Origin of the sequence: Chelativorans alearensis, from assembly GCF_010993735.1 — a bacterium.
GTDB classification, from domain to species: domain Bacteria; phylum Pseudomonadota; class Alphaproteobacteria; order Rhizobiales; family Rhizobiaceae; genus Chelativorans; species Chelativorans alearense.
On sequence record NZ_WQNI01000001.1, the window covers coordinates 214,027 to 226,256 of the forward strand.

Annotated in this window: 12 protein-coding genes; 11 read left to right on the forward strand and 1 reads right to left on the reverse strand. The window is 64.2% G+C overall.

Features of this window, described 5'->3' with window-relative positions; translation table 11 throughout:
• Positions 1-2 precede the first annotated feature (2 nt).
• The 4 genes from GPJ75_RS00975 to GPJ75_RS00990 all read left to right on the forward strand — a co-directional run bounded on the left by GPJ75_RS00975 (position 3) and on the right by GPJ75_RS00990 (position 4,985).
• Positions 3-842 carry an IclR family transcriptional regulator domain-containing protein gene (locus tag GPJ75_RS00975; protein WP_163264181.1) on the forward strand — a complete coding sequence of 280 codons (840 nt, stop codon included), beginning with the start codon at positions 3-5 and terminating at the stop codon, positions 840-842.
• Between the two features lie 476 nt (positions 843-1,318).
• Positions 1,319-2,743 carry an amidohydrolase family protein gene (locus GPJ75_RS00980; protein WP_163264183.1) on the forward strand — a complete coding sequence of 475 codons (1,425 nt, stop codon included), beginning with the start codon at positions 1,319-1,321 and terminating at the stop codon, positions 2,741-2,743.
• A 246-nt stretch (positions 2,744-2,989) separates the two neighbouring features.
• The gene (locus GPJ75_RS00985; protein WP_205602434.1) at positions 2,990-4,321 is read left to right on the forward strand and encodes a TrkH family potassium uptake protein; all 1,332 of its coding nucleotides are present in this window, start codon (positions 2,990-2,992) and stop codon (positions 4,319-4,321) included.
• The gene (locus tag GPJ75_RS00990; RefSeq protein ID WP_163264187.1) at positions 4,314-4,985 is read left to right on the forward strand and encodes a potassium channel family protein; all 672 of its coding nucleotides are present in this window, start codon (positions 4,314-4,316) and stop codon (positions 4,983-4,985) included. The genes GPJ75_RS00985 and GPJ75_RS00990 overlap by 8 nt, the downstream gene beginning before the upstream one ends.
• A 38-nt stretch (positions 4,986-5,023) precedes the next feature.
• Here the strand turns inward: GPJ75_RS00990 and GPJ75_RS00995 are convergent, their stop codons facing one another.
• Entirely contained in the window at positions 5,024-5,374 is a 351-nt protein-coding gene (locus tag GPJ75_RS00995) for a DoxX family protein (RefSeq protein WP_246248858.1), read from the reverse strand.
• On the opposite strand from GPJ75_RS00995, the gene GPJ75_RS01000 reads away from it, so the two are divergent.
• From GPJ75_RS01000 to GPJ75_RS01030, 7 genes are all read left to right on the forward strand, one after another.
• Positions 5,373-5,567 (forward strand): hypothetical protein, encoded by a 195-nt coding sequence (locus GPJ75_RS01000; RefSeq protein ID WP_163263811.1) that lies wholly within the window; start codon positions 5,373-5,375, stop codon positions 5,565-5,567. The two genes, GPJ75_RS00995 and GPJ75_RS01000, sit on opposite strands and share 2 nt — an antisense overlap.
• Before the next feature lie 176 nt (positions 5,568-5,743).
• On the forward strand, positions 5,744-6,817 hold the full coding sequence (locus GPJ75_RS01005; protein WP_163264191.1) for a LacI family DNA-binding transcriptional regulator: 1,074 nt from the start codon (positions 5,744-5,746) through the stop codon (positions 6,815-6,817).
• A 30-nt stretch (positions 6,818-6,847) separates the two neighbouring features.
• The gene (locus GPJ75_RS01010; RefSeq protein WP_163264193.1) at positions 6,848-8,113 is read left to right on the forward strand and encodes an ABC transporter substrate-binding protein; all 1,266 of its coding nucleotides are present in this window, start codon (positions 6,848-6,850) and stop codon (positions 8,111-8,113) included.
• Between the two features lie 62 nt (positions 8,114-8,175).
• Positions 8,176-9,246, forward strand: coding sequence for a carbohydrate ABC transporter permease (locus GPJ75_RS01015; protein WP_163264195.1), 1,071 nt, complete (start codon positions 8,176-8,178; stop codon positions 9,244-9,246).
• A complete protein-coding gene (locus tag GPJ75_RS01020) occupies positions 9,246-10,127 on the forward strand; it encodes a carbohydrate ABC transporter permease (protein ID WP_159585299.1) in 882 nt (293 codons plus the stop codon). Before GPJ75_RS01015 ends, GPJ75_RS01020 begins: the two co-directional genes overlap by 1 nt.
• Positions 10,128-10,147: 20 nt before the next feature.
• Entirely contained in the window at positions 10,148-11,143 is a 996-nt protein-coding gene (locus GPJ75_RS01025; RefSeq protein ID WP_163264197.1) for a glycoside hydrolase family protein, read from the forward strand.
• 10 nt (positions 11,144-11,153) lie between these two features.
• Positions 11,154-12,224: an ABC transporter ATP-binding protein gene (locus GPJ75_RS01030; protein ID WP_163264199.1), complete on the forward strand. Its 1,071-nt coding sequence runs from the start codon at positions 11,154-11,156 to the stop codon at positions 12,222-12,224.
• Positions 12,225-12,230: the final 6 nt, after the last annotated feature.

Consider the following 12,230-nt stretch of genomic DNA (forward strand, 5'->3'; position numbering starts at 1 on the left):
CAATGCTCAACGACAATGAGGAGGGGGAGGCGCGGCCAGCCGAAGAGGAATCCCGGCCGGCCGAATTCGTGGAAGCGCTCGCCAAGGGCCTGTCGATCCTCGAGAGCTTCGATTCGGAACATCCTGAAATGACGTTGAGCGATGTCGCGCGGCGCGTGGGCTTGAGCCCCGCGGCGGCGCGGCGCAGCCTCATCACGCTCCACGCCCTCGGCTATGTCGGGCAGACGAACAAGCGTTTTCACCTGCGCCCGAAGGTCATGAGCCTCGGCTCGGCCTTCTATTTCTCGGCGCGGGTGGACGAGGTTCTGCAGCCGGAGCTGCGCCGGCTCGTCGGCACCTTCGGCGACGCCTCCTCGGTCGGCACCCTCGAAGGCCACGACGTCCTCTACATCGCACATTATTCGGAGCAGCGGGCACGCCGGCCCACCGCCGTGGTCGGCGCCAGATACCCGGCGCACGCGACATCGCTCGGCCGCGTGCTTCTTGCCGGATTGCCCGACGCCGACTTCGACCGCTACCTCCGCGAGGTCGAGCCGGTGCCGCTAACGGCCAAGACGGTGGTCGACAAGGCGGCGCTGAAGAAGGTTATCGAAGAGGTCCGGGAAAAGAACTTTGCCACCACCGTGGACCAGCTGGACTACGGGATCACCGCGCTTGCCGTGCCGATCAGGGGCGCGTCGGGCCGCACCATCGCGGCGCTCAACTCTTCCGGCTATTCCGGGCTGGTGACGGCCGAGGACCTGGTCGAGAACCGGCTGCGGGAACTCAGGGTATCCGCCGGGCGCATCGCACAGACCCTGTCGCGCTATCCGGTGCTGGAATCGATCATCGGAACGCGATGACGTGATGCGGGTGGCCAGCGGATAACGCCCGGAGGTTGACGTGTTCTGTGGGCGTTTTGCCCTATGGCACTCCTTCGATGGTCCGCGGCTGAAATCATTCCATTCTCGCCTCGCTGAAGCTCCGGCGAAGCGGGCCCGAACATCGGCGCGCCACCCACCGGCGATCAACATAAAGGCCGCTGGATCACACCTCATCTGCAGAACCGGGAATAACCGAGCGCGGTCGTTGGGCCCTGCGCATTTTCCGAAGCAAGAGCGTCTCGGTTGACATGCATCATGTACCGGTTCTAACATTCTTAATACGAAAAAGTTTTCGCATAACGAAAAAACAAATGCCTGGCAGTCGCGAGGCGGGCGTCTTGGTCTGCTGGTGGCGGATGCCGCCGTCCGGGGAGGGTTCGATGTGCAGATTGTGCGATGAAGCAGCTTCTTTCGGCTTGGGTCGTGACCCCGCCGCCCGATTGCATGCGTCGATCATGGCAGAGGGCGCGGCTGCCTCGTCCGGCGCGAAGGGCGCCACGCGGGTGGGAGTTCTCCCCAAGGGCTCCGGCGAGCCCGGTCGCCGGCTGCTGATCAAGGGCGGCCATGTGCTGAGCATGGACCCGGCCGTGGGCGACTTCGCTTCAGCCGATGTGCTGGTCGCGGGCACGACCATCGAGGCGGTCGGCCCGAATCTCGACGCGGGCGGAGCCGAGCTGATCGACGCGGCGGGCATGATCGTCATGCCGGGCTTCATCGACACCCATCACCATCAGTTCGAGACGGCGCTGCGCAGCTTCCTCGCCGACGGCATCCTGGTCAATGACGGAAAGCCGCATGGCGCGGTCAACTACTATGAACACATCCTGCAGACGTTCTCGATGGTCTACCGGCCTGAGGACGTTTACATCAACGAGCTGTTCGGCTCGATCGCGCAGCTCGACGCGGGCGTGACGACGGTGATGGACGTTTCGCAGATCCATCATTCGCCGGAGCATTCCGATGCGGTGGTCCAGGCGCTCAAGGACGCGGGACGGCGCTCGGTCTTCGGCTATTTCGAGGGCTGGGGCGAGGCGGCCAGATATCCGGACGACGCGCGCCGGCTCAAATCCGAATATTTCGCGTCGGACGATCAGCTGCTGACCATGGTCATGGGCGGAGAGATCTATCTTCCCGGCTACGAGAATGCCTGGAAGACCGGCCGCGAGCTTGGCATTCCGATCGCGCTGCACGTGGTCGGCACCTTCGGCATGGCCCCGACCTTCGACGAATTGGCGCGGGCCGGCCAGTTCGGCCCCGACAACATCTTCATCCACATGACCGGCATGACAGACTTGGCATGGAAGACGGCGGCCGATGCCGGCGCGCATGTCTCGCTCTCCGTGCCGATCGAGATGACGATGCGCCACGGCATGCCGCCGATCCAGAAGGCGCTCGGCCTCGGGATGCAGCCGTCGCTGTCCTCCGACGTGGAATGCACGATGACCGCCGACCCCTTCACGCAGATGCGCTCCGCGCTGACGCTCCAGCGCGCCTTGGTGAACGATGCGGCCCTGGCCGGCGATGAGGACCTTCCGGCGCTGCTCACCTCGCGCGATGTCATCCGCTTCGCCACTCTTGAAGGCGCCAAGGGACTGAAGCTTGACGGGAAGACCGGAAGCCTCACCCCCGGAAAGGAGGCCGACGTCATCCTGCTCGATGCGACTGCGGTAAACGTCACGCCGTTGAACCATGTACCCGGTGCCGTGGTGACGCTGATGGAGCGCAGCAACGTCGATACGGTGATGGTGGCGGGCAAGATCCGCAAATGGCGCGGCGCGTTGCTGGATGCCGATCTGCCGAAGCTTCGCCGCGAACTCGAGGCCAGCCGCGACTATCTGTTCGAGGCGGCGGGCGTTGAACGCGACCTGTTCAGAGCATAGCCTGTTTTGGCAGTTACCTGATTCTGGCTTCTACAAGATGCTGAGGGCACGCCGTACGTCGTGCCAGATCGCCTCGTGGTGTGGCGAACCAAGGGCGGCTTTCTCAGCAAATCCTACTCTTCCCACAATCCCAGGGCCTCCTGGGCTGGACTAGGTACACGTCTGTATTGTAGGGCGAACAGGGGCGTGTCCGGTCTTTGCATTTTTATGGAAGGACAAGGGGTTTCCGGAAGGACAAGGGTTACATTGCGGCATCCGATTCAGCGTCCCGCCCGGCTGGTGCCGCTGGCGTTCCTCATCGCCATTCTTGTCGGCACGGCACTGCTGATGCTGCCGGTTTCCCGGTCCGGCCCGGAGGGAGCGCCGTTCCTGACGGCGCTGTTTACCGCCACTTCAGCGATCTGCGTCACCGGCCTCGTCGTCCAGGACACACCGACCTACTGGTCCGGTTTCGGCCAAGGCGTGATCCTTGTTCTGTTTCAGGTGGGCGGTTTCGGGATCATGACCGGGGCAACGCTGCTCGGGCTTCTGGTCACGCGAAGGCTCAAGCTGACCAGCCGTCTTGTCGCCCAGGCGGAAACGAAGAGCCTGACGCTTGGCGACGTGACCGGAATCCTTCGCCTCATCCTGTTGGTGACGGTCGTGGTCGAACTGCTGACGACCGCCCTTCTTGCGCTGCGGTTGCGCTATTCCTACGACAATCCCTGGGACGAGGCGCTTTGGAACGGCCTGTTCCAGGCTGTTTCAGCGTTCAACAATGCGGGGTTCTCCACCTATTCCGACAGTCTTTCCGGCTTTGCGGCCGATCCGGCGGTGCTGGCGCCGATCATGGCCGCCGTGGTGATCGGCGGTCTCGGCTTCCCGGTACTCTTTGAGCTGCGCAAGGAAATGCTGAAGCCCGCGCGCTGGTCGATCCACACCAAGATCACGCTTCTCGGCACGGCCTTCCTGCTGCTTCTGGGCCTCACTGCAACCGCCGCCTATGAGTGGAGCAATCCGGCGACGCTCGGCGCCTTCGACTGGCCCGAGAAGCTGCTCAACGCCGCGAGCCATTCCGTCATGACCCGGACGGCCGGCTTCAACAGCATCGATGTAGGCGGCATGCGGATCGAGACGCTGACCGTGACCTATGCGCTGATGCTGATCGGCGGCGGCAGCGCCGGCACGGCCGGCGGCATCAAGGTCACCACCTTCTTCCTGCTCGGTTTCGTGGTGTGGGCGGAAATTCGCGGGCAGAACGATACGACGGCTTTCAACCGCCGCATTGGCACACATGTTCAGCGGCAGGCACTGACGATCGTGCTTTTGGCGGCGGGGATCATCGGCGCGGGCGTGCTCATTCTTCTCAGCGTGACCAGCTTTCCTTTGCATGATGTCGTTTTTGAAGTCGTCTCGGCTTTTGCGACGGTCGGCCTGTCTACCGGCATCACCGGGGATCTCCCTGCAGCAGGACAGTTGACGATCATCGCCCTGATGTTCGTCGGACGGGTCGGCACCATCACGCTCGCCAGCGCGCTCGCGCTGCAGGAGCGCTACGTTCCCTTCCGTTATCCAGAGGAGCGCCCAATCGTTGGCTAAGAACACCCCGCACAATGACAATGGCGTCGTCGTCATCGGTCTCGGCCGGTTCGGCAGTGCCGTCGCGCAATCCCTCGTCCACCTCGGCCATGACGTTCTTGCCATCGACGAGGATACGGAGCTGGTGCAGACCTGGGCCGACCGCCTGACCCATGTGGTGGAGGCCGACAGCAGCAACGCGGATGCCCTGCGCCGTCTCGGTGTACAGGATTATGCCCGCGCCGTTGTCGGCATAGGCAGCGATATCGAGGCGAGCGTTCTGACTGTGCTGGCACTCTCCGAACTGGGCGTTTCGGACATCTGGGCGAAGGCGGTGAACCCGCGGCATGGCCGCATCCTGGAGCGCACCGGCGCACATCATGTCGTCTACCCCGAAGCCGCCATGGGCGAGCGGGTGGCGCATCTCGTCACCGGCAAGATGATCGATTTCATCGAGTTCGACGACGGCTTCGCCATCGTCAAGACGCGGGCCCCGCGCGAGGCTGTCGGCAAGACGCTCGAAGAGTCCGGCGTCAGAAGCAAGTATGGCGTGACCGTCGTGGGCGTCAAACGGCCGCGGACGGATTTCACCTATGCGACACCTGAAACCGTGATCGAGCGTGGCGACCTTCTGATCGTGTCGGGCCCAACCAAGCTGGTGGAAAAGTTCGCGGCGATCGGCTGACGAGCCACGACCGCGATCAAGCGGCCAGCCGGGTGCGTTCAGGGCGCCGCGAAGCCGCTTCCGCGGCGGGCCGCATCGACGCTCCACGCTCCACCTCCCGCGAAGAAGAAGTAGAGGAAGATGAAGCTGAAGAGGATCGCCGCATCGCCCTGGTTGAGAACCGGATAGAAATTTTGCGGTGCGTGCGCCATGAAATAGGCGACCGCCATGTCACCGGACAGTATGAACGCGACGGGCCGGGTGAAGAACCCGATCGCCAAAAGTATGCCGCCGATCACCTCGATCAGGCCCTGAACCATGAAAAGCCCCGACAGTTGCATCGGCTCGGCCGCGGGGGGAAAATTGAAAAGCTTCTGGGTTCCGTGCTCGAGGAACAGGAGCGCCGACATGATCCTCACGATGCTTAACCACTGCGGCGCAAAGGCCGAAATCCTGTCGAAATTCATCGGATCGCCTCCCTTCATGGTCACCGGTGATTTTGGCCGGCAGGCTGGATCATCGGTGATTTCCGCACATAGCGAGAATGGCATGATGCACAGCGCGGGGCGCAAAACCAATGATGCCCGGTTCACAGTCGCGTGAGAGCGGAACGCGCCGCTTCGCATGGACCGAGCGCTCCGGCGGCCGGGAACGCAGGAGGATCCGCAGTTCTGGAGCAGCAACCCGACGCACCGACTGCCTTGCATATGGGCCGCGGTTTCTGCTATGACACCGGTGTCATGACATCGGTGTCATAGCATTGCATGCGGGAGGACGGTTTGGCGACCATCTACGACGTTGCCAGGAAGGCGGGTGTCTCGCCGAAAACGGTCTCTCGCGTCATGAACGGAGATGCGCCGGTCAATACCGAGACCCGCAAGGCCGTCGAGAGCGCAATGGGTGAGCTTGCCTATGTGCCCTCGCGCGCCGCGCGCACCATGCGGTCCAACAAGACGGGGTTGGTCGGCCTGATCACAGGTGCAATCAGCACCACGCCGTCCTCGCCCGAATCCTCGGGCCTGCCGGACCTTTTGATCGTCCAGGGGATTCTGCACGTCCTTACCGAAGCAGGCATCACGCTCCTGATCTCCGACACGGGCGGCGACCCGGCCAAGGTCGCGGATCTGACCCGCACATTCGCCCAGCATCGCGTCGAGGCGCTCATCTATGTCGCCGACTATCACCGCAAGGTCGACCTGCCGGCGATCGCGCGGGCCGAGACACTGATCCTCGTGAACTGCTTCGACGATGCGGGAACGCCCTGCGTGCTGCCGGACGACCGCCGCGGCCAGCATGCGCTGGTGGCGCGGCTGATCGCGGCCGGGCATCGCCGTATCGGCTTCCTCACTCTGCCGGAGGACCTCGTTGCGCAGGGGCTGCGCCTTCAAGGCTACCGCGACGCGCTGGCGGAGGCGGGTCTCGCATACGATCCGGACCTTGTCGCCGTAGCCGGCCTACACAACAGCGGTCCGCGCGAGGTCACGCTGATCGGCGACGCCATCGCGCGCATGATGGCGCTCGACGAGGCGCCGACGGTGCTTTGCTGCGGCAACGACCGGATGGCGCTGCAGGTCTACGGCATATTGCGCAGCCGCGGCGTCGCGGTGCCGGGAGACATCTCCGTCGCCGGCTTCGACGATTACAAGCTCATATCCGAAACGCTCTACCCGCCGCTGACGACGGCGGTGCTTCCCTATCAGGCCATGGGCGAGAAGGCGGCGCACATGCTGCTTGAGCGCCTGCGCGCGAACGCGCCCGCAGAGAAAGAGAATGGGCCGTTGCCACTGATAAGCGGTCCGGTTGTCTGGCGCCAATCGGTCACCGAGCGAAACCCGAGCGCCCAAACGGGATGAAAGATCCCTGTCATGGAGGAGGAAATACCTATGAGAAAGACATCATTGTTTGCCGCGGCCCTTCTGGCGTCGGCCGTGCTGCCACATACGGCGCATGCGCAGACCGAACTCAGCATGTGGTACCACGGTGCCGGCAACGAAGTTGAATCGAAGCTGATCAACAAGATCGTCTCGGACTTCAACGAAAGCCAGTCCGACTGGAAGGTGGTGATCGAGAGCTTTCCGCAGAGCTCCTATAACGATTCCGTCGTGGCAGCCGCGCTTGCCGGGAACCTGCCCGACATCATCGACGTAGACGGACCGGTGATGCCCAACTGGGCGTGGTCGGGCTACATGCAGCCGCTGCCGATCGAGGAAAGCGTCATCGAGAACTTCCTGCCGGGCGCGATCGGCCGCTGGGACGGCAAGGTCTACTCCGTCGGCCTGTGGGACGCGGCCGTTGCGCTCTATGCCCGCGAATCGACGCTCGAGGAGCTTGGCCTGCGCCGCCCGACGCTCGAGGAGCCATGGACGGGCGAGGAATTCATGGCGGCTCTCAAGGCAGCCAAGGACAGCGGCAATTACAAATTCGCTCTGGACCTCGGCATGAACGACCAGGGCGAGTGGTATCCCTATGCCTTTGCCCCTTTCCTCTGGTCCCATGGCGGCGGCATCGTCGACCGCGATACCTACCAGACCGCCGAGGGCGTGCTGAACGGCGAGGCGGCCATCGAATTTGGCGAGTGGTGGCAGTCGCTCTTCGAGGAAGGCTATGCGCCGGGAACCAGCGAGGCCCCCGCCGATCAGGAGCGCGGCTTCATCGAGGGTGACTTCGCCTTCCAGTGGAACGGCAACTGGCGCGCCGTGGCCACGCTCGAGGAGGTGGACGACGTGGTCTTCCTGCCCGCGCCCGACTTCGGCGAGGGCAATTATATCGGCGGCGGCTCCTGGCAGTTCGGGATATCGGCCAGCTCGGACAATCCGGAAGGCGCTGCCGCTTTCATCGAGTTCGCGCTGCAGGACAAGTACCTCGCGGCCTTCTCCGATGCGATCGGACTTATCCCCTCGACGCCCGGCGCGGCGGCGATGACCAAGAACTACGCCGAGGGCGGTCCGCTCGAGGCCTTCTTCGCCCTTTCCGAGCAGCAGGCGCGGCTGCGCCCGGTGACGCCAGGCTATGTCGTCCAGTCCAAGGTCTTCACCAAGGCTCTGGCCGATATTGCGAACGGCGCCGACGTCGGCGACACGCTGGATGCCGCCGTCGACGAGATCGATGCCGACATCAAGCGCAACCAGGGCTACGGCCACGAAGGCTGAACCAGGCGCGGCTCCCGGCGCGTGCCGGGAGCCATCTGCCGCGGAACTAGCGGAGGCGGACCGTGGGATCGAAACTGACGCAATCCAACAGGGCGGGGTGGGCCTTCGCGCTGCCGGGTTTCGGCCTCATCGCGCTCTTCATCATCGTGCCCTTCTTCTTCGCGTTCGCCCTTTCGCTGACCGATCAAAGGCTCATCTCGCCGAACCCGACCCAGTATGTCGGTCTCGAGAACTACCGCAACCTGCTCGGCCTTGCGGTCGTCACGCTGGAGCCGGAACGCGACGAGAGCGGCGAGATCGTCCGCGACGAGGACGGCGCCCTGCAATATCCGAGGGTTCGTTCCATCACCCGCAGCGACGAATACAGCCAATATGCCGGCATGCGCGAATGGTTCCGCTGGCAGTCGGGCGACAATGCGCGGGTGGTGGTGGCAAGCGACGTCATCTTCATGAAGGCGCTCGTCAACACGCTCACCTTCGTCATTGTCGTCGCCCCCGTCCAGGGCGGGCTGGCGCTCGTTTTGGCATTACTGATCAACCAGAGGCTGCGCGGCATCAACGTGTTCCGCACGGTCTTCTTCATGCCCGTCGTCGTCTCCATCGTCGTCGTCTCGCTTCTGTGGCGCTTCATCTACGACGGCAATGACGGCCTGTTGAACAACCTGCTCTCGGGCCTCACCTTCGGCCTCTTCGAACCGGTGGACTGGCTCGGCAACACCGATACCGCACTCGGGTCGATCATCGCCATGTCGATCTGGCAGGCCGTCGGCTTTCACATGGTGATTTGGCTCGCCGGGCTGCAGACGATCTCGCCGACGCTCTACGAGGCTGCGGCCATCGAGGGCGCCTCGAAGTGGCAGACCTTCCGGTATGTCACCTGGCCCGGGCTGCGCAATACCGCCGTTCTGGTGCTGATCGTCATCACCATGCAGTCATTCGCGCTGTTCGCGCAGATCGACGTGATGACCAACGGCGGGCCGCTCGACAGCACGCAGACGCTGGTATTCCAGGCCGTCGAACGCGGCTACGGCAAGCAGGACATTTCCGGCGGATCGACGATCTCGGTGATCCTCTTCCTGCTCGTCCTGACCATCTCCCTCATCCAGCGCTACCTGACGCGGGAGCGGACCTGATGGCCACGATCTCCCGAGATAATCGCGGCCTGCGGCTCGCCGTGCGCTATCTGGTGCTGGTGCTCGTCGCGCTGGTGTTCGCCTTCCCGCTCGTCTTCATGATCGTCTCCTCCCTGAAGCCGACGGCACAGCTCCTCAGCGACACATCTTCGCTGCGCGCCTTCCTTCCCGTCGGCGACATCAGCCTGAGCAACTATACGGCCGCCTTTCAGCGCGCGCCAATCGGGCGCTTCGTGCTCAATTCCGTCTTCGTCACCGTCGTCACGGTGACCGCCTCCCTCTTCCTCTGCTCGCTCGCGGCCTTTTCCTTCACCTATCTGAAATGGCGCGGCAACGGCCTGCTTCTGTCGATCGCGCTTGCCACGCTCATCGTCCCGTTCGAGACCATCGCCATACCGCTCCTCCTGTTCGTCTCGCGGCTGCCGTGGCTCGGCCTCGACGGCATCGAGTATGGCTGGCTCAACACCTACCGGGTGCAGATCATCCCCTGGATCGCCGACGCGCTGACGATTTTCCTTTTCGTGCAGTATTTCAAGGACCTGCCCCGCGAGCTCATCGAGGCGGCGCGCGCGGAAGGCGCGTCGTGGTGGCAGATCTATCGAAGGGTGGTGATGCCGCTGTCCGGCCCGGTGCTGGCGACGGCCGCCATCTTGAAATCGCTGAAGATGTACAACGAGCAATATCTGTGGCCGCTGATCGTCGTGCAGGACGAGGCCCACCGGCCGATCATGGTCGGGCTCGGCTACTTCTTCCAGCTCAACGTTGCCTGGGGGGAGGTGATGGCCTACCTGTCGGTCATCACCCTTCCCGTCCTTGCCTTCTATCTCGTCCTGCAACGCGCCTTCATCGCCTCGATCGCATCGACCGGCGTGAAAGGCTGAAAAAGGAAAAGCTGAAAAATATGGTTCTGGCGCTCGACGACAAATGGATCTGGGACAGCTGGTACGTCCGCGACGGCGACCTCTGGCACGCATTCTTCCTGCAGGCCGACAAGGCGCTGGTGGACCCGGACCTGCGCCACTGGAACGTCAGCCAGGGCCACGCGACGAGCCGCGATCTCGTTAACTGGATGCATCTTGGCACCTGTTTCTTGCCTGCGCCGGGCCCCGCCTGGGACGACTATACGACATGGACCGGGTCGGTCGTGCGCGACGACGAGGGCCTGTGGCACCTGTTCTACACCGGCGCCAGCCATGCAGAGGACGGGCTGATCCAGCGCATCGGCCATGCGACTTCCACCGATCTTCATTCCTGGAAGCGCGTCGGGCCCGATCCTTGCCTCGATCTCGTCGGAGAGGCGGCGAAGGCCTACGAGGCGGACCACGCGCGCGGCTTCTGGCACGACCGCGCCATGCGCGACCCGTGGGTCATGCGCGATCCTGCGGGCGACGGCTGGCTGATGTATTTCACGGCCCGCGCGGCCGGCATCGCGGAGCCGAACGGCGGCGGCGCCATCGGCTTCGCAACATCCCCCGACCTCCATCGCTGGACCTTGCAGGAACCCGTTTTCGTCGGCGGCTTCGGCCAGCTGGAGGTGCCGCAGGTCTTCGAGAAGAACGGCCGCTGGTACTGCCTCTTCTGCACCGCGGCCGAGCACTTCTCCAGGGATCAGGCCGAGGCGGTGCCCGGCGGGCCGGTTACCGGTACCCATTATCTGGTCGCCGACGATCCCCGCGGGCCGTGGCAGGTGGCGCCGGGACCTTTTCTCGACGGTGCCCTGCCGTGCCGGCGCTATGCCGCGCGCATTGTCGAGACCGGCGAGGGCATGGCGATCATGGGTTTCGCAGACCGACCGGACGGCCGCGGCTTCGCCGGCCATATCATGGACCCGGAGCCCGTCGTCATCGATGAAAATGGCGCGCTGAAGGTCGTCACCAAGACGGCCCTGGCCGTATGAGGAGGAAGCCATGGCGGATGTCTCGCTGAAAGAGGTGCGCAAGAGCTACGGAAAGGTCGAGGTCATAAAGGGCGTCGACCTCGACATTAAGGATGGCGAGTTCGTCGTCTTCGTCGGGCCGTCCGGCTGCGGCAAGTCCACGCTCCTGCGCATGATCGCCGGGCTGGAGGACATCACCTCGGGCACGCTCGAGATCGGCGGCCGCATCGTCAACGAGGTGCAGCCGAAGGACCGCGGCATCGCCATGGTGTTCCAGAGCTACGCCATCTTCCCCCATATGTCGGTGCGCGAGAACGTCGGTTTCGGGCTCACCATCGCCGGCGTCGCGAAGGAGGAGAAGGAGAAGAAGGTGATGGAGGCGGCGCGCATCCTGCAGATGGAGCACCTGCTCGACCGGCGCCCCTCGCAGCTTTCGGGCGGCCAGCGCCAGCGCGTCGCCATCGGCCGCGCCATCGTGCGCGATCCCGCCGTCTTCCTGTTCGACGAGCCGCTGTCGAACCTCGACGCGGCGTTGCGCATGGACATGCGCATGGAGATCGGCAAGCTGCACAAGCAGCTTGACGCGACGATGGTCTACGTCACCCATGACCAGGTCGAGGCGATGACGCTGGCGGACAAGATCGTCGTTCTTCGTGACGGCGTGGTGCAGCAGATCGGCGCGCCGATGGAGCTTTACCACAACCCGGCGAACCTCTTCGTCGCCGGCTTCATCGGCTCGCCCTCGATGAACTTCATGGATGTCGAGGTGGTGGAGCGCTCGGCGGAGGGGATCACGGTGAAAGCTCCCGCCCTCGACCCGGTGACCCTGCCCGCCGCCGGCCGGGATTACGCCTCGATGGCGAAGGGGAAGCTTGGCATCCGGCCGCAATATCTCTCCGTTTCGAAGAACGGCACCGCCGGCGCACTGCACGGCACAGTGGCGCTGGTGGAGCGGCTCGGCACGGAAACCGTGGTCAATGTCGAACTGACGCGCGGCGGCCGCATCGTCGCCGCCCTCTCGGAGGATCGCCCGCTGGATCTCGGCTCGCAGATTGCGCTCGGCTTCGATCCCGCGCGGGCGCATCTGTTCGAGGCTGCGTAGGACGAC